This window comes from Denitratisoma sp. DHT3 (assembly GCF_007833355.1).
Classification (GTDB): domain Bacteria; phylum Pseudomonadota; class Gammaproteobacteria; order Burkholderiales; family Rhodocyclaceae; genus Denitratisoma.
The window spans coordinates 978,014-1,004,678 of the sequence record NZ_CP020914.1 but is presented as its reverse complement, the minus strand read 5'-3'; the positions used below and the strand labels follow the sequence as shown (position 1 = coordinate 1,004,678).

General features: G+C 65.8%; 20 protein-coding genes. 2 read left to right on the top strand and 18 right to left on the bottom strand.

Features of this window, described 5'->3' with window-relative positions:
* The first annotated feature begins 2 nt into the window (after positions 1 to 2).
* Both B9N43_RS04565 and B9N43_RS04560 read left to right on the top strand, forming a co-directional pair.
* Positions 3 to 455 (top strand): (2Fe-2S)-binding protein, encoded by a 453-nt coding sequence (locus B9N43_RS04565; RefSeq protein WP_145843442.1) that lies wholly within the window; start codon positions 3 to 5, stop codon positions 453 to 455.
* Between the two features lie 70 nt (positions 456 to 525).
* Complete coding sequence (locus B9N43_RS04560) at positions 526 to 2,871, top strand: xanthine dehydrogenase family protein molybdopterin-binding subunit (RefSeq protein ID WP_145841133.1); 2,346 nt, start codon at positions 526 to 528, stop codon at positions 2,869 to 2,871.
* 388 nt (positions 2,872 to 3,259) lie between these two features.
* On the opposite strand, the gene B9N43_RS04555 is transcribed toward B9N43_RS04560, so the two are convergent.
* The 18 genes from B9N43_RS04555 to B9N43_RS04470 form a co-directional block, all read right to left on the bottom strand.
* Complete coding sequence (locus B9N43_RS04555; RefSeq protein ID WP_186453981.1) at positions 3,260 to 3,949, bottom strand: TetR/AcrR family transcriptional regulator; 690 nt, start codon at positions 3,947 to 3,949, stop codon at positions 3,260 to 3,262.
* 75 nt (positions 3,950 to 4,024) lie between these two features.
* Positions 4,025 to 5,089, bottom strand: coding sequence for an alkene reductase (locus tag B9N43_RS04550; RefSeq protein ID WP_145841131.1), 1,065 nt, complete (start codon positions 5,087 to 5,089; stop codon positions 4,025 to 4,027).
* Positions 5,090 to 5,199: 110 nt separating this feature from the next.
* On the bottom strand, positions 5,200 to 5,982 hold the full coding sequence (locus tag B9N43_RS04545) for an SDR family NAD(P)-dependent oxidoreductase (RefSeq protein WP_145841129.1): 783 nt from the start codon (positions 5,980 to 5,982) through the stop codon (positions 5,200 to 5,202).
* 14 nt (positions 5,983 to 5,996) lie between these two features.
* Complete coding sequence (locus tag B9N43_RS04540) at positions 5,997 to 6,824, bottom strand: SDR family NAD(P)-dependent oxidoreductase (RefSeq protein WP_145841128.1); 828 nt, start codon at positions 6,822 to 6,824, stop codon at positions 5,997 to 5,999.
* Between the two features lie 287 nt (positions 6,825 to 7,111).
* Positions 7,112 to 9,994: an adenosylcobalamin-dependent ribonucleoside-diphosphate reductase gene (locus B9N43_RS04535; RefSeq protein ID WP_145841127.1), complete on the bottom strand. Its 2,883-nt coding sequence runs from the start codon at positions 9,992 to 9,994 to the stop codon at positions 7,112 to 7,114.
* A 277-nt stretch (positions 9,995 to 10,271) separates the two neighbouring features.
* A complete protein-coding gene (locus B9N43_RS04530; protein ID WP_145841126.1) occupies positions 10,272 to 11,495 on the bottom strand; it encodes an acetate/propionate family kinase in 1,224 nt (407 codons plus the stop codon).
* Positions 11,496 to 11,525: 30 nt separating this feature from the next.
* The gene (locus B9N43_RS04525) at positions 11,526 to 12,935 is read right to left on the bottom strand and encodes a bifunctional enoyl-CoA hydratase/phosphate acetyltransferase (RefSeq protein ID WP_145841125.1); all 1,410 of its coding nucleotides are present in this window, start codon (positions 12,933 to 12,935) and stop codon (positions 11,526 to 11,528) included.
* A 62-nt stretch (positions 12,936 to 12,997) separates the two neighbouring features.
* A complete protein-coding gene (locus tag B9N43_RS04520; RefSeq protein WP_145841124.1) occupies positions 12,998 to 13,588 on the bottom strand; it encodes a chemotaxis protein CheD in 591 nt (196 codons plus the stop codon).
* 66 nt (positions 13,589 to 13,654) lie between these two features.
* A complete protein-coding gene (locus B9N43_RS04515; RefSeq protein ID WP_145841122.1) occupies positions 13,655 to 14,125 on the bottom strand; it encodes a hydrogenase maturation protease in 471 nt (156 codons plus the stop codon).
* A 16-nt stretch (positions 14,126 to 14,141) separates the two neighbouring features.
* Complete coding sequence (locus B9N43_RS04510) at positions 14,142 to 15,632, bottom strand: Ni/Fe hydrogenase subunit alpha (protein WP_145841121.1); 1,491 nt, start codon at positions 15,630 to 15,632, stop codon at positions 14,142 to 14,144.
* A 102-nt stretch (positions 15,633 to 15,734) separates the two neighbouring features.
* Positions 15,735 to 16,286 (bottom strand): NADP oxidoreductase, encoded by a 552-nt coding sequence (locus B9N43_RS04505; protein ID WP_145841120.1) that lies wholly within the window; start codon positions 16,284 to 16,286, stop codon positions 15,735 to 15,737.
* Positions 16,286 to 17,002 carry a 2Fe-2S iron-sulfur cluster-binding protein gene (locus B9N43_RS04500; RefSeq protein ID WP_145841119.1) on the bottom strand — a complete coding sequence of 239 codons (717 nt, stop codon included), beginning with the start codon at positions 17,000 to 17,002 and terminating at the stop codon, positions 16,286 to 16,288. The genes B9N43_RS04505 and B9N43_RS04500 overlap by 1 nt, the downstream gene beginning before the upstream one ends.
* The gene (locus B9N43_RS04495) at positions 16,999 to 18,792 is read right to left on the bottom strand and encodes an NAD(P)H-dependent oxidoreductase subunit E (RefSeq protein WP_315904557.1); all 1,794 of its coding nucleotides are present in this window, start codon (positions 18,790 to 18,792) and stop codon (positions 16,999 to 17,001) included. The genes B9N43_RS04500 and B9N43_RS04495 overlap by 4 nt, the downstream gene beginning before the upstream one ends.
* A gap of 84 nt (positions 18,793 to 18,876) precedes the next feature.
* Positions 18,877 to 19,965 (bottom strand): chemotaxis response regulator protein-glutamate methylesterase, encoded by a 1,089-nt coding sequence (locus B9N43_RS04490; RefSeq protein WP_145841118.1) that lies wholly within the window; start codon positions 19,963 to 19,965, stop codon positions 18,877 to 18,879.
* Positions 19,962 to 20,771, bottom strand: a complete 810-nt coding sequence (locus B9N43_RS04485; RefSeq protein ID WP_145841117.1) for a CheR family methyltransferase — start codon at positions 20,769 to 20,771, stop codon at positions 19,962 to 19,964. The genes B9N43_RS04490 and B9N43_RS04485 overlap by 4 nt, the downstream gene beginning before the upstream one ends.
* Positions 20,772 to 20,835: 64 nt before the next feature.
* Positions 20,836 to 23,745: a nitrate- and nitrite sensing domain-containing protein gene (locus tag B9N43_RS04480; protein WP_186453979.1), complete on the bottom strand. Its 2,910-nt coding sequence runs from the start codon at positions 23,743 to 23,745 to the stop codon at positions 20,836 to 20,838.
* A gap of 151 nt (positions 23,746 to 23,896) precedes the next feature.
* Complete coding sequence (locus B9N43_RS04475) at positions 23,897 to 24,463, bottom strand: chemotaxis protein CheW (protein WP_145841116.1); 567 nt, start codon at positions 24,461 to 24,463, stop codon at positions 23,897 to 23,899.
* Positions 24,464 to 24,478: 15 nt separating this feature from the next.
* The gene (locus B9N43_RS04470; RefSeq protein ID WP_186453978.1) at positions 24,479 to 26,653 is read right to left on the bottom strand and encodes a methyl-accepting chemotaxis protein; all 2,175 of its coding nucleotides are present in this window, start codon (positions 26,651 to 26,653) and stop codon (positions 24,479 to 24,481) included.
* Positions 26,654 to 26,665 lie beyond the last annotated feature (12 nt).

Genomic DNA, 26,665 nt, shown 5'->3' with positions numbered 1-26,665 from the left:
AGATGCTCAATCTCGAAGTGAATGGCGAGTCCCACCAGATCGCCGTGGAGCAGGACGCGACCCTGCTCAAGGTGCTGCGCGACGAACTCGGCCTCAACGGACCCAAGCGCGGCTGCGACAGCGGCGGCTGCGGCTGCTGCACCGTCCATGTCGACGGCAAGGCGGTGTATTCCTGCATGTGCTACGCCCTGTCCCACGACGGCGCCAGCATCACCACCGCCGAGGGCCTGTCCTCCGGCGCCGAGCTGCATCCGTTGCAGTCGGCCTTCATCGAGGCGGGCGCGGTCCAGTGCGGCTACTGCACCTGCGGGATGATGATGTCGGCCAAGCAGCTGCTCGACGAATGTCCGCATCCGGATGAGGAGCAGATCCGCCAGGGCATTTCCGGCAACCTCTGCCGCTGCACCGGCTACGCCAAGATCGTCGACGCGGTGAAGCTGGCGTCGGAACGTTGAACGTTGATTGATCGGCCGGATGCGTCGCCCGCTGGCGCCGCGCCCGGCATGAGTTCTTGAGGGCGACACTATGAGCAAGATGAACGTCGTCGGGCATAGCGTGGAGCGGCCCGACGCCTACGACAAGGTGACCGGGGGCAAGGGCTACCCGGTCAATGTGCGACTGCCGGGAATGCTGCACGCCAAGATGCTGCGCAGTCCCTACGCCCACGCGCGGATCGTCTCCATCGACGCCTCGCGCGCCGAGAGGCTGCCCGGCGTCAAGGCGGTGCTGCTGCCGCAGGACGTGCCGCAGGTCAAGTTCTGCCCGGTGTTCTTCGTGCCGGTGCAGGCGCCCAGCATGGTTCTCGATTTCGACGTGATGAACGGCGAGATCGTGCGCTACGTCGGCCAGCCGGTGGCGGCGGTGGCGGCGACCTCGGCCGAGATCGCCGAGGCCGCGCTGGAATTGATCGATGTGGAGTACGAGGAACTGCCCGCCATCTTCGATCCCGAGGAAGCGATGAAGGACGGCGCGCCGCAGCTGCACGCCGAGGCGCCGAACAACATCGCCAAGAATCCCTCCTTCGCCTACGGCGACCTGGAGCAGGGCTTCGCCGAGGCGGACTACGTGTTCGAGGGCGTCTACGAGACCCAGCGGGTGCACACCTGCTACATGGAGCCCCGGGTCTGCGTGGTGGAGATGGACCGCCAGGACAACGTCACCATCCACGTCACCACCCAGCACCTGTTCGGCACCCGCGAGAAGCTGGCCTTCGCCCTGCGGCTGCCGGAGAGCAAGGTCAAGGTGATCAAGTCGCCCTACATCGGCGGCGGTTTCGGCGGCAAGCTCGAACTCACCTCGATGGAGCCGGTGGCGGCGCTGCTCAGCAAGAAGACCGGCGGCCGCCCGGTGCGGCTGGAGCAGACCCGCCACGAGGACTTCATCACCACCACCCGCAACCCGATCAAGGTGTACCTGAAGACCGGGGTCAAGAAGGACGGCACCTTCACCGCGCGCTACGCCAAGAGCATCCTCGACTGCGGCGCCCACGCCACCCACGGTTCCGAGGTGATCATGGTGCACGGCGCCTTCGGCCTGTTCTTCAACTACCACGCGCCCCACCAGAGATGGGAGGGGTACACGGTCTACACCAACAACATGATCGGCGGCGGTTATCGCGGCTACGGCGCGCCCCAGGGCAGCTTCGCGGTGGAGTCGCAGATCGACGAGATCTGCCACAAGCTCGGTCTCGATCCGATCGAGATGCGGCTGAAGAACGCCCGCAAGAAAGGCGAGCCCCATCCCTTCAACCCGGCGTTCACCCTGGAGACCTACGGCCTCGACGAGTGCCTGCGCCAGGGCGCCGAGAAGATCGGCTGGCCGGAGCGCAAGTCGGCGCTGCGGAGCGAGGGCGAGGGCAGCAAGCGCCGCGGCATCGGCCTGGCGGTGCATCCGGTCTGGGTCAGCGGCTGCATGGGCTTTCCGGACATCTACGAGCACTCCGGCGCGATCGTCAAGCTCAACCGCGACGGCACCGCCGACCTCGCCTCGGCTTCGATGGACATCGGCTCCGGCCAGATCACCACCCTGTGCCAGATCGCCGCCGAGGAACTGGGGCTGCCGGCGGGGGCGGTGCGCATGAGCAGCGGCGTCGATTCGGACACGGTTCCGTTCGACGCGCCCACCCACGCCAGCCGGGTCACCTATTCCTCGGGCAACGCCGTCAAGGCCGCCGCCGCGGCGGCGAAGAAGCGCCTGTTCGAGGTGGCGGCGCTGATGCTGGAAGCCAGCCCGGACGATCTGGAATCCGCCAACGGCCGCGTCGGCGTCAAGGGCGCGCCGGGCCGCTCGCTCTCCATCGCCGAGGTCGCGCAGCGGGCCGAGTCGCCCTTCGTGCAGATGACCGCGGAAGGCCCGAAGCCGACGACGATCGAGGAGAAGGGCACCATCATCGGCGTCGCCAGCCTGTCGCCCAAGTCCAATCCGACGCCCTGCGCCGCGCAGTTCGTCGAGGTGGAGGTGGACATCGAGACCGGCGAGGTCAAGGTGCTGCACGCCGTGTATGCCCACGACATCGGCCGGGCGATCAACCCGAAGGCCGCCGAGGGCCAGGTGGAAGGCGGGTTCCAGCAGGGCATGGGCTATGCGCTGATGGAGCAGATCCAGTTCGACGCGGAGACCGGCGCCTGCCTGACTTCCGACTTCCTCGACTACAAGATTCCGACCGCGCTGGAAATGCCGCGCCGGATGGACAGCATCTTCGTCGAGACCGACGAGCCCACCGGCCCGTTCGGCGCCAAGAGCCTGGGCGAATGCTGCGTGATCACGCCGGCGCCGGCGATCGCCAACGCGATCCACGACGCCATCGGCGTGCGCTTCACGCAACTGCCGATCACGCCGGAAAAGATCCTGGCCGGGCTGGGCAAGCTCTGACTGAGGTTCGCCCCCCTCCGGGGGGAGGGGGCGACACGGCGCGCTGCGCTCGATTGGAGATGCGTCGAGCTGCGGTGGGTTGCGGCGGGCGCCGCGGGCCGCTTTTGCTCGGGACGGTCCGGCGGAAAAGCACATACTGGTTCCTCCTCCGGGACATGTTCCTGGCAGTTGCTGTCGACATGGGCGAACGGTGTCCGTATCGGATCGGCGTTGCCTCGAAATTGGGCGCGGACCAGTTGGGCTTGATGGAAAAGGAGAATTCCCGCCAGCCCCCCTGATTGTCCACAGAATCTGGGGATAACTTTGTTGCGAAAAGCGGCTCGCGGCGCCCGCCGCATCCCCTCGGCGCCGCCACGCCCCCGGGGGGCGAAGGGAGCGGCCTTTCCGGTCAGCGTTCCGGATCGGCGGTTTTCACGCCATCGACGATGGCGAGGGAGAGTCGCGACAGGATCAGGGAAAGGCGCGGCGACGCGAGCAGTTCCGGGCGCTCGGAGACCATGGAGCGCAGCATCGCCGGTATGCCGCGCGCCAGCAGATAGGCCGCCAGCTTCAGATCCGTTTCGCAGATCTCGTCGCCATGCAGTTCGAGGTTCTTTTGGCTGTCGAGCAGCAGCGTCTCGACATCCAGGATTTCCCCCGCATTGATCTTGCCCACCCGCTGCACGACCTGATAATGCTGCACGTAGCGCCGATAGAAATCGCCGCCGAAAGCCAGCATGCGGCGTTCGGTTTCGACGATGCGGTTGCTGACCAGGAGCAGATGCTCGTGGATCGGCAGCTTGCGGATCTCGTTGAAATACTGCTGCATCGCCGCGGATTCGCGGATCACTTCTTCCTCGGCAAGGCGCGCCAGGATGGCATCGCGGTTGGGGAAGTACTGATACAGGGAGCCGACCGCGACGCCGGAGCGTTCCGCCACCCGGCGCGTGGTGACCGCCTCGACGCCCTCGCTGTAGAGGATCTGCCGGGCCGCCTCGACGATGTAGCCCACCGTCGCCTGGGAGCGCTGCTGACGCGGAGTCTTGCGGGGCTTGGGCAGGGTGCCGGGCGAGTGGGGCATCTGGGTGGGCTTGCGCATCGATCCTTCAGGGAGAGATGCCGGCCTCGGGAAGCAGGCCGGCTGGCGGAACATCGGTCATGATACTGCGCTGCCTCAAGGGGCGGGCGGATAGTCGATGTAGCCTTTTCCTCCCAGAGTATACAGGGTGTTGGGATCGAACCTGGCGAGCGGCAGACCCTCGCGGAAACGACGCACCAGATCCGGATTCGAAATGTAGAGGCGGCCGTAGGCCACCGCGTCGGCCTGGCCGTCGGCCAGGGCCTGGCGGCCCTTCTCCAGGTCGAAGCTCTCGTTGATGATCAGGTTGTTCCTGAACAGGGGGCGGGCCAGCGCCTGGCAGTCGATGCCCAGCTGAGGCATCTGGATCGCATGCAGGTAGGAGAGCCCCATGTTGGCCGTGGCGGCCAGCAGGGCGCCGAAGGTTTCGGCGGGATTGTCGTCCTTCACGTCGTTGAAGGGATTGCCCGGGCAGATGCGGTAGCCGACCTTGCCGGCGCCGATGGCGCCGGCAAGGGCTTCCAGGGTTTCCACCACGAACCGGATGCGGTTCAGGACGCTGCCGCCGTAGGCGTCGGTGCGCTGGTTGCTGCTGGAGTGGAGGAACTGGGCGGGCAGGTAGCCGCTGGCGCAATGCAGTTCCACGCCGTCGAAACCGGCCGCCATGGCACAGCGCGCGGAGTGCGCGTACTCGGCGATGACGCCGGGAATCTCGCGGGTTTCCAGGGCGCGGGGCATTTCCGTGGCCACCATGCCGGCGCTGTCGGTATACAGCTGGACGTTGGCGCGAATCGCGGAGGGGGCCACGGTCTCGGCGTCGGCGTCCTTGTTGGGACGTGCCGCCACCCGGCCCACGTGCATCAGCTGGGCGACGATCTTGCCGCCTTCGGCATGGACCGCGTCGGTCACCTTGCGCCAGCCGGCCACCTGCGCGTCGGTGAACAGCCCCGGCGTGCGGCAGTAGCCCTTGCCGGTCTTGCTGGGATGCACCCCCTCGGTGATGATCAGGCCCGCCGTGGCGCGCTGACGGTAGTACTCCACCATCTGGTCGTTGGGCATGTCGCCCTCGCTGGCGCGGCTGCGCGTCATCGGCGCCATCACCACGCGGTTGGACAGGGCGATGTCGCCGAGTTGCAGGGGGTCGAACAGGGTCACGCTCATGAATGATTTCCTTCCGTTACCATGAAAGTCGCATGGCGGCTTCCGAAAGCGCCCCTCGCCCACGTGTGGGAGAGGGGATGGGGGTGAGGGCAGCCACCGCTGCCGGTCGTTCAACTGAAATCGGCGGCGCCGGTGTTGAGTTCGCAGGTCTTGCCGCCGTCCACCGTCAGGGTGGTGCCGGTGATGTAGGAGGCCTCGTCGGCGGCCAGGAACAGGATCGCCGCGGCGAGTTCCTCGGGTTTGCCGATGCGGCGCAGGGGCACCGCGCGAGCGGAGGCCTTGACCGCGTTCTCGTCGGGCATGACTGCCGCCGTGGGCGGCGTCATGACGATGCCGGGGATCACCACATTGACCCGGATGTTGTCGGCCGCGCCTTCCAGCGCCGCCACCTGGGAAAAGCTGATCATGCCGGCCTTGGCCGCGCCGTAGGCGCTCATGCCCGGCGAGCCCAGCAGGCCGCAGACGGAAGAGATGTTGACGATGGCGCCGCCGCCCTGTTTCTTCATCTGCGGCAGCACCGCGCGGGTGCCGAAATAGACGCTGGAGAGCGAACCCTGCAGGCAGGCGTTCCAGTCGGCGGTATTGCTGCCCTCGATCATCGCCCAGACCACGGTGGCGGCGTTGTTGATCAGGATGTCGAGCCGGCCGTGGCGCTTCACGGTTTCGGCGACGGCGGCATTGACGGCCGCCTCGTCGGAAACGTCGGCGATCACCCAGTCGGCCTGGCCGCCCTGGGCGCGGATTGCGGCCACCACTTCCTCCAGCGGCTGCTGGCGGCGGCCGCAGATCATGGCCATGCCGCCCTCGGCGGCCAGGCGCTTGGCGGTGGCGGCGCCGATGCCGCTGGAACCGCCGGTGATCAGGGCGACCTTGTTGGCGAAACGTTGGGTCATGTTCGTTCTCCCGTTCAAATCAGATAGCTGCCGCCGTTGGCGGCCAAGGTCTGGCCGGTGAAGGCCGAGCCCTCGCCGGAGGCGAGGAACGACACGGTTGCGGCGATTTCCTCGGGCTCGCAGAGGCGGCCGATCAGGGTGCCGTTGATCATGGCCTGGATCCAGTCGTCGCCGATGCCGCCGAGGATCGGGGTATTGGTCGGTCCGGGGCAGATGGCATTGACCCGGATGCCGCGTGTGGCGAGTTCCCGGGCCAGGCTCTTGGTCAGGCCCAGCAGCGCGGATTTCGATGCGGCGTAGTGCAGGGCGCCTTCGCCGGAGAGGGCCGAGGTGCTGGCGATATTGACGATGGAGCCCTGGGTGCCGGTCTTGGCCATCAGGCGCACCGCCTCGCGGCAGAAATAGAAGGTGCCTCCCAGATTGACCTTCATCACGCCCCAGAAGCCGTCATCCTCCATGTCGGTGATCAGGTCGGCATGGACCGTGGGCGTCTCGCCGCGCTTCATCTGTTCGGCGCGCTCCGCCATGCGTCCCAGTTGCGCGGCAAAGCCGTCGCCCGGCGCGCTGCCGATGCCGGCGTTGTTGACCAGGATGTCGATGCGGCCGTAGCGCTGCTCCACCTGGGCCATCACCTTCGCCACCGCCGCGCTGTCGGCGACGTTGCAGGCCAGCGCGAGGCAGTCGTTCCGGCTGTTGACGGTGTCGATGGTGTCCTCCGCCGCGGCCTGGTTGAGGTCCACCGCCACCACGGCGGCGCCTTCCTGGGCCAGGCGGCGGGCCGTGGCCCGCCCGATGCCGGAACCGGCGCCGGTGACCAGTGCGATCCTGTTTGCAAGTTTCATGGCTTCTCCTCGAATGTTCGATGGCTGATGGGCGGGATCGGGATTCGGCCCGGAAAATCCGTGGCCGGCGCTGTCGTTGCGCGTTGTGGTCGCGCTTTCCGAGAGGTTGCACATTAACCCGATCCAGCCTTCCCAGGCAATTATAACTTGGGACGCACGGCTGAAATAAGTCGACCTGCCAGCATCGGCGGCGGCGGTTGCCTGCAGTGCGGTTGCCAGATCAAAAACGCCCCGCCACCTTGCGATGGCGGGGCGTTCCGATGGGCATCGGATCTATGCGGCGGGGATCAGCCGCAGGTGCCGACGGCGCCGCAGGCGGTGCAGAAGTCGCAGCCGTCCTTGCGGATCACCGTCATGTTGCCGCACTCGCCGCAGAGGGAACCCTGCTGAATCTTGACGCCGCCCTTGTCGGGCGCCGCTCCCGGGGTTTCCAGGATGCCCATCTCCCGGGTGGGGAAGCCGTTCTCGTCCAGGATGCCGAGCATGGAGTAGCGGTGAATGATCAGCCGGGCGATGTAGGCCACGGTGGAGGGCCAGTTCTGCTGCTTCTGCTGGCCGGGCACGCGGGCCATGAAGTCGCCCAGGGGCTCCGGATAGTCGATCAGCTTCCTGAGCTTCATGCCGATCCAGGCCGGGTCCATCACCCGCATGTCCAGCGACAGCAGCTTGGTCAGGCCGTCCAGCGCGCGCGGATAGTTGCCCGAGAGCCAGACCGAGTAGGGGCGGGTGACGCCGTCGGGCAGGGTGATTTCCTTCAGGCCGAGGACGAACTCCTCGCCGGAGGCCGGGTTGGAGATGTCCACCGTCCAGGACAGGGTGCCGTCGGTGCCGGTCTTCGGTTCCTCGCGGCTGAACATGGCGTCCAGCACCGGCGTCGGGTTGTCGCCGTCGAGGGCGTCCAGGCGCTCGCAGCGGTAGCGCACTACGCGGGCGAAGGCCGCCACCACGCCGGGCATCAACTGGTGCTCGCCGTTGGGCGGGAAGGGCATCTCGAAGCTTTCCTCGCCCACGGTTCTGGCCAGGGCGTCGAGCTTGAGCTTGAGGAAGGCGGTGTCGTTGGCGCGCATGTCCATCGACAGGGTCTTGGCCACCGCGCCCAGGCCGCGCGGCTGCTCGGAGCCATTGACCCAGACTTCGAAGGGCACGCCGCGGCCGGTCTCGCTCTCGGTCTGGCCGACGAAGAGGGCGAAGGCGCCATTGGGGGTGTTGATCATGTAGGACCAGGCGGTGTTGCCGTCCGGCAGGCTGGGACGGCCCGGCCAGCGCAGGCTGGCCAGCACCGGCGCCGGCAGGGCGCCGATGGACATGCGCCGGTTGGCGCTGTCGATGGTGACGTCCTGGGGCTGCTTCTGGGTGCTGGATTCCACCGAGAGCACCGAGCCCAGCACGGCGTTGGGCCGGTAGGTGGCCAGGCCCTTCAGCCCCGCCTTCCAGGCGGTCATGTAGAGATCCTCGAATTCCGCGTAGGGGTAGTCCTCGGGGACGTTCACCGTCTTGGAGATGGAGGTGTCGATGTAGGGCGCCACCGCCGCCACCATGTCCTTGTGGGCCTGGGCGGAGATTTCCAGCGCGGTGACGAAATAGTCGGGCAGATTGCCGGTGTCGCCGCCCATGTGCTTGTAGAGGCGCCAGGCGTAGTCCTCCACCGCGTATTCCTTGTGGGTGCCGTCGGCCATGCGCTTCTTGCGGGTGTAGGTCCAGGAGAAGGGCGGCTCGATGCCGTTGGAGGCATTGTCGGCGAAGGCCAGGGAAATGGTGCCGGTGGGGGCGATCGACAGCAGATGGGAGTTGCGCAGGCCGTGCTTGCGGATCTTGTCCTTCACCTCCTGGGGCAGGCGGGAGGCGAAGTTGCCGCCGGACAGATACAGGTCGGCGTTGAACAGCGGGAAGGGGCCGCGTTCCTTGGCCAGTTCGACGGACGCCAGATAGGCCTGGTCGCGCATGAACTCGGAAACCCGCGTGGCCATGGCCCGCGCCTCGACGCTGTCGTACTTCAGGCGCAGCATGATCAGCGCATCGCCCAGGCCGGTGAAGCCCAGGCCGATGCGGCGCTTGTTGCGCGCCTCGTTCTGCTGCTGCTCCAGGGGCCAGTGGGTGGTGTCGAGCACGTTGTCCAGCATGCGCACCGAGGTCTGGATGACCTGGGCGAAGCCGGCGAAATTGAAGCTGGCCTGCTCGGTGAAGGGCGCCTCGACGAACAGGGTCAGGTTGATGGAACCCAGGCAGCAGCAGCCGTAGGGCGGCAGGGGCTGCTCGGCGCAGGGGTTGGTGGCCTCGATGGTCTCGCAGTAGTAGAGGTTGTTGTCCCGGTTCATGCGGTCCAGGAACAGGATGCCCGGTTCGGCATGATCGTAGGTGGAACGCATGATCTGGTCCCACAGGTCGCGGGCCCGCACCTTGCGGTAGACCCACAGGCCGTCCTCGCGCTGGTAGGCGCCTTCGGCCTTGACGTCGCCGGTGGGCTCGGCGCGGTGCGCCAGCTCCGCGTAGCCGTCGCTCTCCACGGCCTGCATGAAGGCGTCGGTGACGCCGACGGAAATGTTGAAATTGGTCAGGTCGCCCTGGTCCTTGGCGTGGATGAAGGCCTCGATGTCCGGGTGGTCGCAGCGCAGCACGCCCATCTGGGCGCCGCGCCGGGCGCCGGCGGACTCCACGGTCTCGCAGGAGCGGTCGAACACGCGCATGAAGGAAATGGGGCCGGAGGCGCGCGACTGGGTGCCCTTGACCAGGGCGCCCACCGGCCGGATGGAGGAGAAGTCGTAGCCGACGCCGCCGCCCCGGCGCATGGTCTCGGCGGCCTGGGCCAGGGCGGTGTAGATGCCGGGACGGCCATCGACGGTCTCGCCCACCGAGTCGCCGACCGGCTGCACGAAACAGTTGATCAGGGTGGCGCGCAGGTCGGTGCCGGCGGCGGAGTTGATGCGGCCGGCGGGCACGAAGCCGTGCTCCTGGGCGTCGAGGAAGCGGGCTTCCCAATGGGCGCGCTTCTCGTCCGTTTCGTTGGCGGCCAGTGCGCGGGCGACCCGGGCGCGGACTTCATGCACGTCGCGCTCATTGCCTTTTGCATATTTCTCCAGCAGAACCTCGCCCGAGATTTCCTGGGGCAGAGGCAGGCCAAGTTGGCCGATGTATTGCTGGGGTTCCTCGGTGCCGTGGAGTTCTGTTGTCATTTTTTGATCCGAAGAAAAAGTTGATCCGATACAGCCGACGGAACAGGATAGTCACGTCTTTCCGGGATTCAAAGTGAAATATTTCGCTTGTAGTAAAAACAAGGGTTTGCGCTGGTTTGCACTATATCTGGTGCGTCGTTGGTACGGTACGCACTAGATATAGTAGGTGCGGGGGCCGTTCAGAAGCTCGGGAAAAGCCGGTTTTTCGCCCCGCTGATCGTCGTCTCGGCATCGCGAATTCGGGCATGGAACATGACGACGGAAATAAGTCGCTGATTCAAAAAGCGTGTCTCTCTCCGGCGACGGGTGTGGGGCCGGCGATCATGGTCGCGGTGTGCCGGGCGATCATCCATTCCTCGTTGGTGGGCAACACCAGCACCGGGGTGGCGGCTCCGGTGGGGGAGATGCAACGGGCGTCGGTGGCATTGGCTGTCGGGTCCAGTTCGATGCCCAGCCAGGCGAGGTCGGCACAGACCTGCTGGCGCACCGGCGCCGCGTGCTCGCCGATGCCGGCGGTGAACACCAGGGCGTCCAGTCCGCCCAGGGCGGCCGCAAGCGACCCGATCTCGCGCACGATGCGGTAGCAGAACAATTCCACCGCTTCGCGGGCCGTCGGCGCCGCGGAGGCCAGAAGGGTGCGCATGTCCTGGGAAATGCCGGAGACGCCCAGCAGTCCGGATTCCTTGTACAACAGGCGGGTCAGGGCCGCGGCGTCCATGCCCTGGTACTCCATCAGGTACAGCAGGACGCCCGGATCGATGCTGCCGGTGCGGGTACCCATCATCAGACCCTCGAGGGCGGTGAATCCCATCGTGGTGGCGACGCTCCGGCCTTCCCGCAGGGCGCACAGCGAGGCGCCGTTGCCCAGATGGGCGACGATCACCCGGCCGCCGGCCCTGGCGCCCAGATGGCGGGGCAGCGTGGCGGCGATGTATTCATAGGACAGGCCGTGGAAGCCGTAGCGGCGCACGCCCAGGTCGGTGATGCGGCGCGGCAGGGCGTAGCGCGTGGCGACCGGCGCCTGGGTGGCGTGGAAGGCGGTGTCGAAGCATCCGACGTGGGGAACGTCGGGCAGGCAGGCGCGCAGGGCCGCGACGCCCTCCAGGTTGTGCGGCTGGTGCAGCGGCGCCAGGGAGATGAAGCTTTGCAGCACGGCGATGTTCTCGTCGTCCAGCAGCAGGGGGCGGGAATAGCGGTCGGCGCCATGCACCACCCGGTGACCGACGCCCACGATGCGCCAGCCGGCTTCGTGGCCGCGCAGCCATTCCATCAGGAATTCGAAGGCGGCATGGTGCTGGGCGTCGGCATCGCCGCGCAGCGGAACATCCACGTCGTCCAGGACCTGGCCGCTCCCGTCCCGGGCCTTGATGTGGGGGCGGGTGCCGATGCCGTCGATCTGGCCCGTCATTTCGGCCTGTTCCGGCAGCGGATCGCGCAGGGCGTAAAGGGAGAACTTGATCGAGGAGGAGCCGGCGTTGAGGGTGAGGATCGCGTCGTTCATTGGAAGCACGGGGAGTGGCAGGCCGGGCCGTCAGTTCTTGGCGGCGCGGCGGGCATGCGCCATCACCACGGCGATGGCGGTGGAGATGGTGCGGGTGCGGGCGCTGTCGGCGCGGCTGGTCAGCACGATGGGCACCCGGGCGCCCAGCACGATGCCGGCGGCCAGGGCGTCGGCCAGGTATTCGAGCTGCTTGGCCAGCATGTTGCCGGATTCGATGTCGGGCACCAGCAGGATGTCGGCCTGCCCGGCCACTGGCGACTGGATGCCCTTGGTCTTGGCCGCCACCAGGGAGATCGCATTGTCGAAGGCCAGCGGGCCGTCGAGGACGCCGCCGGTGATCTGCCCCCGGTCCGCCATCTTGCACAAGGCGGCGGCGTCCAGCGTGGCGCGCATTTTCGGATTCACCGTCTCCACCGCCGCCAGGATCGCCACCCGGGGCTGGTCGATCTTGAGCATCCGCGCCAGGTCGATGGCGTTCTGGCAGATATCCACCTTGTCTTCCAGCGTCGGTTCGATATTCACCGCGGCGTCGGTGATCAGGAGGGGACGGGGATAGGTGGGCACGTCCATCAGGAACACATGGCTCACCCGCCGTGCGGTGCGCAGGCCGGTTTCCTTGTCCACCACCGCGGCCATCAACTCGTCGGTGTGCAGGGAGCCTTTCATCAGGGCCGCGGCCTTGCCCTGGCGCGCCAGGGCGACGGCGGTTTCCGCGGAGGCATGGCTGTGGGGGGTGGGGACGAGCTGGCAGCCCTTGAGGTCGGCGCCCATCTGCTCGGCCAGGGCGCGGATCTTTTCCTCCGGTCCCACCAGCAACGGCTCGATCAGTCCTTCATCGCGCGCCAGAAGCGCGCCACCCAGCGACTCCTTGTCGCAGGGATGGACCACGGCCATCGGAATCGCGCTCAGGCCGGTGGTCATGGTGAGCAGATGTTCGTAGCGGGACTTCTTGGTCGCGGTGAGTTTCAGGTCCGGCAGCCGCATCTTGGGGCGCCGCACCTTTTCGATCGGCGCTTTCACTTCGGCGGTGCCGTGGATCACCCGGGCGCCGTCCTGGTTGTGGCAGACGCAGTCGAAAATGATGTGATGGTTGTGATCGAACTTGCGCTGGCAGGTGACCGTCACCGTGACCGTGTCGTTCACCCGCACCGGCCGCGAGAAATGGATCGACTGGTCGATGAAGATCACTCCCGGCCCCGGCAATTGGGTGCCGAGGGTGGTGGTGATCAGCACGCCCGGCCACATGCCGTGGGCGACGACCTCGCGGAAGGCGAAGGACTTGGCGTATTCCGGATCGAGGTGGGTGGGGCTGATGTCGCCGGAGATCACGGCGAACATCTGGATGTCCTCGGTGGTCAGCACGCGGGAGAGCGAGGCCGTGTCGCCCACCTGGATTTCGTCATAGGTCTTGTTTTCGATGTATTCGTCGATGTCCAGCATGGTGTTCGTCTTTTATTGAAGAAGGATTTCGATGCGTTGGGCCGGCTGCGCGTGGCGCCGTCTCAGAACAATTCGATGCGGCTGGTCTTGGCCGGTTTCAGCAGGCTCTGTTCGTATTCCTTTTCGGCTTTCACGATGGCGGCCACATCCGGCCGGGTGATCGGGGTACGGCGGCAATAGGCATCGCCGCTGCTCGGCACGCAGATCACCTTGCGCGACCAGGCGCCGCCGAAATCCGAGGCCAGCAGCGGAATGCCTTCCCGTTCCAGCCACTCCTTGGCGAACTGGGCGTTGCGATCGCCGATCGCCATCTGGATCGAGTTCACAATGTTGCCGCCGCCGAAGGCCTTGGCCACCAGGCGCCGCTTTTGGGCGCCCTTGTCCAACAGGGCATTGACCAGAACCTCCATCGCATAGTCGCCGTTGAGGATCACGTCGATATCCGCATTGGCGGAGCGGCTGATGCTGGGCAGCAGGAAATGATTCATGCCTCCCAGGCGCAGCTTGGGATCGTAGAGGCAGACCGCCACGCAGGAGCCGAGCAGGGTCGTGATGGGACGGTCGGCTTCGACCGACCAGCCGCCAGGGTTGATGTGCAGCGCGAGGCGCTCGAGATCCCTGGGCGAAAGCGATGAATAGTCGGGTGGCGTCACAACAGCGGATTTTCCTTACCGTGAAAGAACGTGATGCGACGCCAGGTCGAGCTTCGGGCGCAACGGTCAGCAGTCCGCATGATTCCGCTCCAGCCAGCCGGCAGTCCAGGCCAGGGCGCTTTCCAGGTGATGCCGGGCCGCCGTGGAGAGGGGCTGGCCCAGTTCGAAATCCTCGCCCCGGATGGCCAGCAGGCAGGCGGTCGGAGGCGAAACGTCCTCCAGATCGCAATACACCTGCAATATGGCTTGAGGCGACATCGCGTGGGAAGTGAAGCTGCCGTCCCGGGCCGGAACGATGGTTTCCACGGTGAACGGCGGCGCGGCGCTCAGGCTGGCATCGACGAACAGCACTCGGCGGCGCCCCTGCAAATCCAGCGCATGTTCCACCTGGAGCTGGAAATCGGTCAGGCAATCCACCGGCCCCCACTCGGGATGGCGCTGGACCAGCGTCTCGACGGCCTCGACGAAGCGCGGACCGAGGGCGTCGTCGCCGCGGCTGGGATTGCCCCAGCCGAAAATCAGCGTGGGGGCAGTCAACCCGGCAACCGTAGCGTCATGAGCGGGAAACGGCACCGCCGGCATCCTTTCGCAGACGGTCCAGCAAGTCCCCCTCGTGGTTTTCCAGGCGGACTTCCAGGGGCATCCGCCCCAGGGCGTGGGTGGCGCAGGACAGGCAGGGGTCGAAGGCGCGGATGGCGACCTCGATATGGTTCAACAGCCCCTCGGTGAGTTCGCGGCCGTCCAGGTACTTCTTCGCCACCTCGCGCACCGCCGTGTTCATCGCCTGGTTGTTGTGGGTGGTGGAGACGATCAGGTTGGCCATGGTCACCAGATCGTTGTCCTCCACCCGGTAATGATGGAACAGGGTGCCGCGGGGCGCCTCGATCACCCCGACGCCTTCCTTGCGCCGCTCGCCGCCGCGGAGCAGGTCGCCGCTTTCCAGGTCGTCGTCGCCGAGCAGATCCTTGATGGTCTCCGCGGCGAACAGCATTTCGATCATCCGCGCCCAGTGGTAGCCCAGGGTGGCGTGCAGCGGCCCGGCGCCGGCATGGGCGGCCAGCTCCCGCCGCTCGGCTTCGGCGAAGGGCGTGGGGATGCTGTCGCAGTTCTGCACCCGGGCCAGGGGCCCCACCTTGTACCAGCCGTCCTCGGGACCGAGCTGCTGCAGGAAGGGGAACTTCATGTAGCTCCAGGGCTTCACCTCCTCGGCGATCACCTGGTCGTAACGCTGGTAATCGACCTGGTCGAAGATGATCTTCCCGTCCGCGTCCCGTGCGCGCAGGGCGCCGTGATACAAATCCATGGCGCCGTCCGGCGCCACCAGGCTCATGAAGTTGGAGCGAAAGGCGCCGAAGCCGTCGTAGAGGGCCGGGTTCTGCCGATGCAGCTGCTTGATGATGGCGACGGCCTCGCGGCTCCAGGCCACCATCTGGTAGACATCGGCGCGCAGGGCGTCCCGCTCGGCGCGGGTCAGGGCCTTGTTCATCCCGCCGGGGACGGCGCCGGTGCCGTGGACCCGCTTGCCGGCGGTCATGCGGATCACCTCCTGGCCGTACTTGCGCAGCAGCACGCCCTTTTTGGCGATGTCCGGGTATTGCGCGGCCACGCCGACGATGTTGCGCTTGCCCACTTCGGAATCGAAGCCGAACAACAGGTCCGGCGAGGACAGGTGGAAGAAGTGCAGGGCGTGGGACTGGAGGATCTGGCCGTAATGCATCAGCCGGCGCAGTTTCTCCGCCGCCGGCGTCAGGCGTTCCGCGCCCAGCACCACGTCCAGCGCCTTGGATGCCGCCAGGTGGTGGGAGACCGGGCAGATGCCGCACAGGCGCTGCACCATCACCGGCACCTCCCAATAGGGCCGCCCCTGGATGAAGCGTTCGAACCCGCGGAACTCGACGATGTGCAGCCGCACCTGGTGCACCTTGTCGTTTTCGTCGAGCAGGATCGTCACCTTGCCGTGGCCCTCCACCCGGGAGACCGGGTCGATGGCGACTCGCCTCAGGTTCTTACCGGCGGTGTCGGCGGTTTCGAGTTCGTGGGTCATGGAAGTAAACCTTTTTGCCACAGAGGACGCAGAGCACACAGAGAAAAGGCGCGACAAACTCGAACTGGGTTTTCCCTGTGTCCTCTGTGACCCATGGTTTTGTCAGTCGTAATGCAGCAGACCATGCCCCATCACCGGGGTGCGGCCGGCCAGCAGATCGGTGAGGAATTCCCAGATCGCGTCGCCGGAGGGCGGGCAGCCCGGGAGGAAGTAGTCGATCTTCACCACTTCGTGGATCGGATGCACCTTGTTCAGCGGCAGGGGCAGCTCCGGGTCGCTGGGGATGGCGCTGCCGGGCGCCAGCCCAGGGCTGGTGTGATAAACCTCCGCGAGAATGTCCCGCAGGTCCAGGTGGTTGCGCTGCGCCGGCAGGCCACCGTTGATGGCGCAGGCGCCGACGGCGACCAGGATCTTGCAGTTCCTGCGGAACTCCCGCAGCACATGGACGTTTTCCGCATTGCAGACACCGCCCTCGATCAGGCCCAGGTCGCAGGGGCCGCAATGCTTGATGTCGGTCAGCGGGGAACGATCGAACTCCACCAGCTCCAGCAGCGCCATCAGGCGTTCGTCGATGTCGAGGAAGGACATGTGGCAACCGAAGCAGCCGGCAAGCGAGGTGGTGGCGACGCGCAGTTTTTTCTTCGGCGCATCCATCAGATATCCTCCTCGACCTGGGCGCTGATGGGGCGGACATCGAACCGGCGTTGGCCGATCGGCGTGGCGAAACCCACCCGCTTCTTCAGGATGACGCCGACCGGACAGATGCTGGCCGCCCGGTCATGCACCGAAAAATCGGTATCCGCCAGGCGCCCCGATTCGCTGTTGACGATCAGATGGGAAGCGGTGCCCCGTCCGGAAAGGGCGAAGACGTTCTTGCCGTCCACGTCGCGACTGGCCCGCGTGCATAGCTCGCACATGATGCAGCGGTTGAAATCGAGCAGCACGTCGGGATGGGAGGCATCCACCGGCCGATCGGGATAGAAATGGTCGAAATGCGGCGACATCATGCCCAGCTCGTAGGCGGTCGCCTGGAGGACGCAGTCGCCGCTTTTCTCGCAGGATGGGCAGAAGTGGTTGCCTTCGACGAACAGCATCTGCAGCAGGGTGCGGCGCTTGTCGTCCAGCTCCGGACCGCGGTTCTCCACGACCTGTCCGGCGCGCGCCTCGACGGTGCAGGCCGCGCCCATGCGGCCGTCGACCTTGACGGTGCATAGCTTGCAGGAGCCATGGGCCGCGAAGTCCGGATGCCAGCACAGATGGGGAATGTACTTGCCGGCGGCACGGGCCGCCTGGATGATGGTCTGGCCCGGCGTGAAGGGGATTTCCTCGTCGTCGAGAATGAAGACGGGCAGGGCGGGAGAGTCGCTCATGCTTCGGCCTCCTGGTTCAGATGGGCGCCCGGATCGTCGCGGCCGGTCATCTGCCGGGCGTGGGACAGGGCGTGGTCCAGGTCGAAGCCCGGCTCATATTCCAGGGATCGCAGGCGTCGCTCGAAGGCCGGCTTGAATTTGGTCAGGGTGTCGAACAGGGCGCTGCTGGCGCTGTTGCCCAGACCGCAATGGCTGGTGCCCTGCATCAGGCGGTGCAGCTTGAACATCTCGTCGATGTCGTAGGGGGAACCCTGGCCATCGGCGATCTTCCGCATCAGCCGCTTGTTGATCGCCGTGCCGACCCGGCACGGCGTGCAGAAACCGCAGGACTCGTGGGCGAAGAAGTCGACGAAATTCCGCGCCACGTCGAACATGTCGCGGCTGTGGTCGAAGACCATGAAGGAGCCGGCGGTGGGGATGTCCTCGAAGGCGATGCGGCGGGAGAGCTCGTTGCCGGCGAGGCAGACGCCGGCCGCGCCGGAAACCTGCACCGCCTGCGGATCGTTCGCGCCGCAGTCGGCCAGCACCTGGGCGACGCTGACGCCGAAGGGATACTCGTAAATGCCGGGCCGCGCCACGTCGCCGGAAATCGACAGCAGCTTGGTGCCCGTCGACTTCGCCGTGCCGATGGCGGCGAACCACTCGCCGCCGTGGGCGGCAACCAGGCAGGCGGCGGCCAGGGTTTCCACGTTGTTGACCGCTGTCGGCTGCCCGAGGTAGCCCCGGACCACGGGGAAGGGGGGGCGGATCCGGGGTTTGCCCGGCTTGCCTTCGAGCGACTCGATCAAGGCCGATTCCTCGCCGCAGACGTAGGCGCCGGCCCCCAGGTGGATTTCGATCTCGAAAGCGAAGCGGGTGCCGAGAATGTTCTCGCCCAGCAGGCCGTCGCGCCGTCGCCGCGCCAGGACCGCCTCCAGATCGTCCTTCAGATAGCGGTATTCGCCGCGCAGATATAGCAGGCCGCTGGCCGCGCCGATGGCGTGGCCGGCGATGGTCATGCCTTCGAACACCAGGTCGGCGTGGCGGGTCAGCAGCACCCGATCCTTGAAGGTGCCGGGTTCCCCTTCGTCGGCATTGCAGACGACGTAACGCCGGTCGCCCGGCGCCTGACGGCAGGCTTCCCATTTGGCGGCGGTGCCGAAGCCGGCGCCGCCGCGCCCGCGCAGGTTGGCGCGCTTGACTTCGGCGATCATCGCCTCCGCCCCCCGCGCCAGGGCGGCGGACAGCGCTTCGCCGGGCACCAGATCGTGGCCGAGCAGGACGTCGCGGCGACGGATGTTGTCCTCGATGCGGAACCATTCCTGGGGCCAGTCGGCCAGGGGAACCCGGTTCCGGATCAGGCTGGCGATCTTGTCCACCCGCTCCGGCGTCGCCCCGGGCATGGCCCGGTAGTTGACCAGGAGCGCCGGCCCCTGGTCGCACAGGCCGGTGCAGGACGTGGTGTCGACGCTGACCAGACCGTCCTCGGAGACCCGGCCCGGTTCCAGCCAGAGCTTTTGACACAGGGTCTGCATCAAGTCCTGGCTGCCCAGCATCCGGTCGGTGATGTTGTCGCTCCAGAGAACGCGGTACCGGCCCATGGGACGGGTGTGGAAAAAGCTGTAGAAACCGGCGGTGCTCTCCACGTTCGCGCGGGGCCAGCCGACGGCCTCGGCGATCCGGGTCAGGGCCTCGGGGGGAAGCCAGCCGAGCTGATCCTGGACATCCCACAGTATCTGCACCAGCCGCGTGCCGTCCCGGCGATGACGGTCGATGATCGGCATCAGGCATGTATCGAGCGGGTTGGTCACATCAATCTCCTGGATCCGCGTTTCGATGCCAAGAATACACTTTGGTCAAGGATTCAGATTGCCCCGCATGGATCGGATGGCCGCTCATGCGCCATAGCCGATGATCTCGTCGGGGATGCGGTGCAATGGCACCACCTTGTCCACGGCGCCGGCCTTGATCGCTTCCTTGGGCATGCCGAACACCACGCAGGTCGACTCGTCCTCGGCGATGGTGGGGGCGCCGGCGTCGTGCATTTCCTTCAGCCCGCGCGCGCCGTCGTCTCCCATGCCCGTCATGATGATGCCCAGCGCATTCTTGCCGGCCACCTGCGCCGTCGAGCGGAACAGCACGTCCACCGAAGGCTTGTGCCGATTGACCAGCGGACCGTCGGCGACCTCCACTTGGTATTGGGCGCCGCTGCGCTTCAACATCATGTGGCGGCCGCCGGGCGCGATCAGCGCCCGGCCCGGGATCACCCGGTCGCCGTTCCTGGCTTCCCGCACTTCGATCTTGCACAGGCTGTCCAGACGCTGGGCGAACATGGCGGTGAACTTTTCCGGCATGTGCTGCACGATCACGATGCCGGGGCAGACCGCCGGCAAGCGGGTGAGCACCGCCTCCAGGGCCTGGGTGCCGCCGGTGGACGTGCCGATGGCGATCACCCGGTCCGTGGTCTGGCTCATGGCTGTCGACGATGCGGCCCTGGCCGCCAGGACCGCATCCGCGGTCAGCTTGGGGGGCGGCGGCGCGCTGCCCGGCGCATTGCGGACAGTGCCCAGGCGCCTGACGTTGGCCTGGGCGGCGGCCTTGATGGCGGCCACCATGTCGGCGGAGGAATCCGTCAGGAACTGCTTGAGGCCCATCTTGGGTTTGGTGATGATGGTGACGGCGCCGGCGGCCATGGCCTCGATGGTGGTCTGCGCTCCCTTTTCCGTCAGGGTCGAGCAGATCACGACCGGCGTGGGGTGCTCGGCCATGATCTTCTTGAGGAAGGTGATGCCATCCATGCGCGGCATTTCAATGTCCAGCACGATCACGTCGGGCCAGGCACGCTTCATGGTTTCCAGGGCGAAAATCGGGTCGGCCGCCGCGCCCAGGACCTCGATTTCGGGATACTTGGCGAGTATCTCGCGCGCGGCCTGGCGCACCACGGCGGAGTCATCCACCACCATTACCTTGATCTTCGTGTTCATGGCTTGCGATAAATCGTTGGGTGTACCGCCCGCACCTCGTCATTGATGCCGTTCAGGGTTTCGGAATGGCCGACGATGAAACATCCGCCCGGGCGCAGTTTCTGGATGAGCCGTCCAACCACCCGCCGCTTGGTCTCCTGATCGAAGTAGATCATCACATTGCGCAGGAAGATGACCTCGAAAGGGCCGAGTTCGGGCAGTTGATTATTGAGATTGACCTGTAGAAAGCGGGTATGGTCGCGCAGCCGCTTGTCGATGAGGAAGGTGCCTTCCTGCTCCCGCACGCCTTTCAGGCAGTATTTGCGCAGGTATTCCGGCGGCAGGCCGCGCGTGCGGTCCAGGACGTAATGGCCCGCCTCGGCGGTTTTCAGCACCGAGAGATTGATGTCGGAGCCGGTGACGGTCCAGTTCCCGTCGATGCCCAGCACGTCCGCCAGCACCATGCAGATGGTATAGATTTCCTCGCCCGTGCTGGCCGCGGCGCTCCAGACATTGAAGGGCCGGCCCGCGGGGTGCGCGGCGGCGACGTTCCTGAGGAAGTCGAAGTGCTTGCCCTCGCGGAAAAAATAGGTCTCGTTGGTGGTCAGCAGATCCACCATGAGCTGAAGCTCCTGGTCGGCCGTACCGCTCGTGACAAGGCGGTAGTACTGGCCATAACTGGAGAAGTTGTAATGGCGCAGGCGCTTGGAAAGGCGTCCTACCAGCAGGATCTTCTTGGCGTCGGACATGCTGATGCCCGCGATCTTGTAGATCAGTTTCTGGAACTGGGCGAATTCGGCGTCGGTGATTTCTGGTGAATTGAGCACGGCGGAATCGGGTAGTCGCTATCGGGGAGGTGCCGGCCGGTGCTTTCCGGGCCGGCACGGCGTGTTACTGGCAATATTTTTTCATCCGGCTCAGCATCGACACCACGGCCGTCGACACTTTCCGATAGTCGGTTTCCATGATGCGCTGGGCTTCGGACAGGTCGCCGCGCTGGATGGTGCGGATGATTTGCGCGGCGCATTTGTGAAACTGGACGTGATCCTGGCGGAGCTGCTGGTACATGGATTCCGAACTCAGTTTGGCGCCGTCGCCGTAGATCCATTGGCCGAGGCCGCAGACGTTGGCCTTTTCCACCACCGCGGGGTCGGGGCATTTGCCGGGATCGCTCATGCACTGGCGCAGCCGGGTTTTCCACTGGGTATGGGCATCGATCGCCTTGTCCAGCACCTCGGGGGTGATCGCCAGGTGGACTGCCGGCGCGTCGGTCGCGGCGTGCCGCGGTTCGGGGTTGCCTTGAATCACCGAGAACTGACGGGGGCGGGCGGCCATTGGGGCATGTGGAGCATGGTAAGCACCGCTGGACATGCCCGCCGCAGCCGTTCCTCCGGTTTTGCCGTCGACGGAGAAGAAGCCCATCAATTGCTGGAGCTGAGAGGCCTGTCCGCCCATTTCCTCGGCGGTGGCGGCGAGTTCCTCGGAAGCGGAGGCGTTCTGCTGGGTGGCCTTGTTGAGCTGGCCCATGGCGCCGTTGATCTGGCCGACGCCGGAGGACTGTTCCTGGGAGGCGGAGGCGATCTCCTGGACGAGATCGGAAGTCTTCTTGATGGAAGGGACCATCTCGTCGAGCAGAGTACCGGCCTTTTCCGCCATCTTGACGGAGGAGCCGGCGAGTTCGCCGATTTCCTGGGCGGCGACCTGGGAGCGCTCGGCGAGTTTCCTGACCTCGGCGGCGACCACGGCGAAGCCCTTGCCGTGCTCGCCGGCGCGGGCGGCCTCGATCGCGGCGTTGAGCGCCAGGAGGTTGGTCTGATAGGCGATGTCGTCGATGATGCCGATCTTGCCGGCGATCTGCTTCATCGCCTCGACGGTCTCCTTCACGGCCTCGCCGCCCTCCTGGGCCTCGACGGCGGACTTGGAGGCCATGTCGTCGGTGATCTTGGCGTTTTCGGTGTTCTGGTTGATGGACGCGGTCATCTGCTCCACGGAGGCGGTGGTTTCCTCGACCGATGCGGCCTGCTCGGAAGACGACTGGGAGAGGCTCTGGGCGGTGGCCGAGACCTGTCCGGCGGCGTTGTTGAGGGCATCGGCGGCGGTGTTGATCTGGGAGATGGTGTCCGAGAGCTTGGCGATGGTGTTGTTGATGGCCAGCTTGAGGGTGTCGAAATCGCCCTGGTAGGCGCGGGTGATGGTCTGGGTCATGTCACCCTGTTCCATGGCGCCCATGACGCGCTGGACGTCGTTGATGGGGCCGATGACGGCGTCGAGGGTGTCATTGACGCCGGCGACGATCTTGCGATAGTCGCCCTGATGGCGTGAGGCGTCGGCGCGGGTTTCGAGCTTGCCGGCGACGGCGGCGGCGGAGAGGGTGTTGGCGTCGGCGACGAGGGCGTTGACGGCGTCGATGGCCTGGTTGAGGTTGTTCTTGATGGTGTTGAAGTCGCCGTTGTAGGTATCGGTGATCCTGGGCGGGATGTTGCCGCTGGCGATGCGGTCGACGTAGTCCGCGGCAACGTTCAGCGGGCCGATCACCGCGTCGAGGGTGTCGTTGAAGCCCTGGACGATTTTTCGATAGTCGCCCTGATGGCGCGATGCGTCGGCGCGTTGGGTGAGTTGGCCGTGGATGGCGGCCTCTTCGAGATTGCGGGTGTCCTCGATCAAGGCAGAAATCCGGAAATGGATGTCGGCCACCGCTTGTTCCAGCTTGCCGATTTCGTCCTCGCGGGTCACGGTGGGCGTCTTGCCCAGATCGCCGGTCGCGATGCGATGGGCGTTTTCGGTGGCGCCCTGGACGGCGCGCAGGGTACGCGTCAGCAGCAGCACGAAGACCGCGGTAAGGGCGCCCACGAGCAGGGAGGAGAATATCGAGAGGAACAGGCCTTGCCGGGCGCTGTGCTGGAGCGCGTCGGTGCGGGTGGTGATGTCCGCCGCGATGGCGTCTTCCATCGCCTTCATGGCGTCGATTTTTTCGGTGATGGTGGCGAACCATGCCGCAGGCTGGATGCCGAAATTGCCTTCCGCCGACTTTTCCAGGATTTGTTTGCGCATGGCGGCCGTGTCGCGGCTGGCCTGGCTGTCCAGCAGCCTGTCGAGCGCCGCGTTCTGCGCTTCAGTGGCGACGATGCGGAATTGCGCCAAATAATTCTCCTGACTGGTCAGAATGCCGATCAGGCGGCGCAGCAGGGGCAGGTCGAGCGGCTTGTCGGCGGCGAGCGCGGCATTGCTGGTCGCACGCTCTCTTCCTGCCTGTTCCTTGGCGCCGAGGAACATGGTGTAGGTGGAAAACGCCCGCATCATTTCGGCGTCGGAGAGCGTAGGGGAAATACCCGTCACGGCGCGCAGATAGGCATCGATGGCGCCGGTGAAAAATGCGAACGAATCCGGACCGGCCAGGCTCAAACGGCTGATTTCCTGGCGCTTGCCGTCGATGGTGGCGAGTGCGGTATTGGCTTTGCGGATTTCGTCGGCAATGGCGGCAGGCAAGTCCGGTGCGAGCCGGGGAAATTTCTCGGTCAGGGCCTTGCGCTGAAGATCCGTGTCCTGGCGCTGCTTGTCGAGTTCGGCGCGGAATTTCCCGCCCTGGGAGCCGATGAAGCCGGCGGAGATGCCCCGCTCCTTCTGCAATTCATGGATGAGCGCGCTGCTGCCGACGGCAATCTCGCTCAATGCGGAGATTTGGCCACCTTCCTGCAATCGAGCGGTTTCACCGCGCAAGTCGACGAATAGATACCACGCTATCCCAAGCGCCAGGGCAGAGAACAAAAGCAGCAGCCGTACGCGTATCGAACTCAGTGCCATCTTGTTTTTCCTGTTGTGGGTTAGCGTGAAGAACGAGCTTTTCCGCCGGGCCGCCCCAAGGGAGAGCGGCACGCGGCGTCAGCCGCAACCCCTCGGCGCCATCACGAAGCTCCCAAAACATCCGAGCGCAGCGAGCTGCATCGCCTCCCGGTCAGGCGGCTTCGGCGGCGGCCTCCGTGCCGTGCTCCTTCAAGGTGGCGAGTTGGGCGATCTCGTCGATGGAGAGCACCCGTTGGATATTGAGGATGATCACGAACTTGCCGGCGATCTTTCCCATGCCATCGATGAAATCGGCCCTGATGTTGGCGCCAAAGGCGGGTGGGGGCTCGATGTCGGCGCTGGAAACCTCCAGCACTTCCGAGACCGCGTCGACCACGACGCCGACGTCGTGGCGGTCCTCGGCGGAGTTTCCGCTCCCCGTCAATTCGATGATCACGATGCAGGTGCGGCGGGATACCGCCGTCTGCTGCCCGCCGAAGCGGGCGGCCAGATCGATGACCGGCACCACGCTGCCCCGCAGATTGATCACGCCGCGGATGAACGCCGGCATCATCGGGATTTCGGTCAACTGACCGTACTCGATGATTTCCTTGACGTTGAGGATACCCACCGCGTACATCTCGCCCGAGAGGAGAAAGGTCAGGTATTGCTGAACCGCTTCCTGGGCGGCGGAGACCTTGGCCACCGCTGTCGATTGGGTCGTCTTCAATTGTCCCATGGCTCGATCTCCGGATCAGAAGCGTTCGAAGTCTTGCTCGGAGAGGGCGGGCGCCGCAACTGCTTTCAGTGCGCCGTGCCGGGGCGTGGAGGGAGTCGCGGCGGTCCTGGGCGACTTGAAGGCGCTTGCCGTTCCTCCGGTTTTGCCGTCGACGGAGAAGAAGCCCATCAATTGCTGGAGCTGAGAGGCCTGTCCGCCCATTTCCTCGGCGGTGGCGGCGAGTTCCTCGGAAGCGGAGGCGTTCTGCTGGGTGGCCTTGTTGAGCTGGCCCATGGCGCCGTTGATCTGGCCGACGCCGGAGGACTGTTCCTGGGAGGCGGAGGCGATCTCCTGGACGAGATCGGAAGTCTTCTTGATGGAAGGGACCATCTCGTCGAGCAGAGTACCGGCCTTTTCCGCCATCTTGACGGAGGAGCCGGCGAGTTCGCCGATTTCCTGGGCGGCGACCTGGGAGCGCTCGGCGAGTTTCCTGACCTCGGCGGCGACCACGGCGAAGCCCTTGCCGTGCTCGCCGGCGCGGGCGGCCTCGATCGCGGCGTTGAGCGCCAGGAGGTTGGTCTGATAGGCGATGTCGTCGATGATGCCGATCTTGCCGGCGATCTGCTTCATCGCCTCGACGGTCTCCTTCACGGCCTCGCCGCCCTCCTGGGCCTCGACGGCGGACTTGGAGGCCATGTCGTCGGTGATCTTGGCGTTTTCGGTGTTCTGGTTGATGGACGCGGTCATCTGCTCCACGGAGGCGGTGGTTTCCTCGACCGATGCGGCCTGCTCGGAAGACGACTGGGAGAGGCTCTGGGCGGTGGCCGAGACCTGTCCGGCGGCGTTGTTGAGGGCATCGGCGGCGGTGTTGATCTGGGAGATGGTGTCCGAGAGCTTGGCGATGGTGTTGTTGATGGCCAGCTTGAGGGTGTCGAAATCGCCCTGGTAGGCGCGGGTGATGGTCTGGGTCATGTCACCCTGTTCCATGGCGCCCATGACGCGCTGGACGTCGTTGATGGGGCCGATGACGGCGTCGAGGGTGTCATTGACGCCGGCGACGATCTTGCGATAGTCGCCCTGATGGCGTGAGGCGTCGGCGCGGGTTTCGAGCTTGCCGGCGACGGCGGCGGCGGAGAGGGTGTTGGCGTCGGCGACGAGGGCGTTGACGGCGTCGATGGCCTGGTTGAGGTTGTTCTTGATGGTGTTGAAGTCGCCGTTGTAGGTATCGGTGATCCTGGGCGGGATGTTGCCGCTGGCGATGCGGTCGACGTAGTCCGCGGCAACGTTCAGCGGGCCGATCACCGCGTCGAGGGTGTGATTGACGCCCTCGACGATCTTGCGGAAATCGCCTTGATGCTGCGTGGCATCGGCACGGGTGGAGAGCTTGCCCTCGACGGCGGCGTTGGCCAACAGGTCGGCGTCGGCGATCATTTTTTGTACCGCGACTTGCAGGGAACGAATGGCATCGGCCAGCGTACCGACCTCGTCCTTGCTATTGACGTCGATCCTGAAGTTGAAATCGCCGCGCGCCATCTTGCCGGCGCCGTCCACCAGCTTCCTGGTGGGGCCGGTGATGCTGCGGGTGATGATGAAACCCAGCGCCACGGCGAGCGCGACGGCGACCACGGCCAGGGCGGTCAGCAGCTTCGTCGCCGCGGAAGCGGTGACTTCCGCGCTCTTGCCCGATTCGGCCATCAATTCGCTTTGGAAGGCGATCAGATCGTTGATGGCCTTCATGTATTCGTTCTGCTGCTTGCGCACCGAACCCAGCATGAATTCGGCGGCCTCGTCCTTTTTCCCGGCATGGACCAGTTCAACGAACTTCTCCTGCATCGGCACGTAGGCGGCTCGGGCATCGGCCATGGCCTTGAGCAGCTCCTTGCCCTTGGGGGTGTTGATCGTGGCGGTCAGTTTCTCCAGACGTTCGCCGATGATCCTGCGTTGTTCGACGATGCGCTCCAATTCCCTTCGCGAGTCGTCAGGCGACTTGACCAGCAGAGAGTTGCGCATCGACCGGGCGATCACGTTGAGCGCATCGGTCATGTCGTTGGCCTGGACGGTCTTGGGGAACTTGTCGCCGACGAGATCCGCGATTTCCACATTGAGGGCTGAAATACGGGTGATGCTGATCACCGAGACGATGATCAGCAGGGCTAGGGTGATGGCAAAGGCGATCGCCAGCCGGACACCGATTTTGAGATTGTTCAACATGGTGTTGTCTCC

Excerpts from the sequence above, each read along its gene's own strand:
- B9N43_RS04480 (WP_186453979.1), bottom strand. The coding sequence starts at position 23,745 with ATGGCACTGAGTTCGATACGCGTACGGCTGCTGCTTTTGTTCTCTGCC.
- B9N43_RS04540 (WP_145841128.1), bottom strand. The coding sequence starts at position 6,824 with ATGAAACTTGCAAACAGGATCGCACTGGTCACCGGCGCCGGTTCCGGC.
- B9N43_RS04530 (WP_145841126.1), bottom strand. The coding sequence starts at position 11,495 with ATGAACGACGCGATCCTCACCCTCAACGCCGGCTCCTCCTCGATCAAG.
- B9N43_RS04470 (WP_186453978.1), bottom strand. The coding sequence starts at position 26,653 with ATGTTGAACAATCTCAAAATCGGTGTCCGGCTGGCGATCGCCTTTGCC.
- B9N43_RS04545 (WP_145841129.1), bottom strand. The coding sequence starts at position 5,982 with ATGACCCAACGTTTCGCCAACAAGGTCGCCCTGATCACCGGCGGTTCC.
- B9N43_RS04490 (WP_145841118.1), bottom strand. The coding sequence starts at position 19,965 with ATGAACACGAAGATCAAGGTAATGGTGGTGGATGACTCCGCCGTGGTG.
- B9N43_RS04560 (WP_145841133.1), top strand. The coding sequence starts at position 526 with ATGAGCAAGATGAACGTCGTCGGGCATAGCGTGGAGCGGCCCGACGCC.
- B9N43_RS04505 (WP_145841120.1), bottom strand. The coding sequence starts at position 16,286 with ATGGATGCGCCGAAGAAAAAACTGCGCGTCGCCACCACCTCGCTTGCC.
- B9N43_RS04510 (WP_145841121.1), bottom strand. The coding sequence starts at position 15,632 with ATGACCCACGAACTCGAAACCGCCGACACCGCCGGTAAGAACCTGAGG.
- B9N43_RS04555 (WP_186453981.1), bottom strand. The coding sequence starts at position 3,949 with ATGCGCAAGCCCACCCAGATGCCCCACTCGCCCGGCACCCTGCCCAAG.
- B9N43_RS04475 (WP_145841116.1), bottom strand. The coding sequence starts at position 24,463 with ATGGGACAATTGAAGACGACCCAATCGACAGCGGTGGCCAAGGTCTCC.
- B9N43_RS04500 (WP_145841119.1), bottom strand. The coding sequence starts at position 17,002 with ATGAGCGACTCTCCCGCCCTGCCCGTCTTCATTCTCGACGACGAGGAA.
- B9N43_RS04565 (WP_145843442.1), top strand. The coding sequence starts at position 3 with ATGCTCAATCTCGAAGTGAATGGCGAGTCCCACCAGATCGCCGTGGAG.
- B9N43_RS04550 (WP_145841131.1), bottom strand. The coding sequence starts at position 5,089 with ATGAGCGTGACCCTGTTCGACCCCCTGCAACTCGGCGACATCGCCCTG.
- B9N43_RS04535 (WP_145841127.1), bottom strand. The coding sequence starts at position 9,994 with ATGACAACAGAACTCCACGGCACCGAGGAACCCCAGCAATACATCGGC.
- B9N43_RS04525 (WP_145841125.1), bottom strand. The coding sequence starts at position 12,935 with ATGCTGGACATCGACGAATACATCGAAAACAAGACCTATGACGAAATC.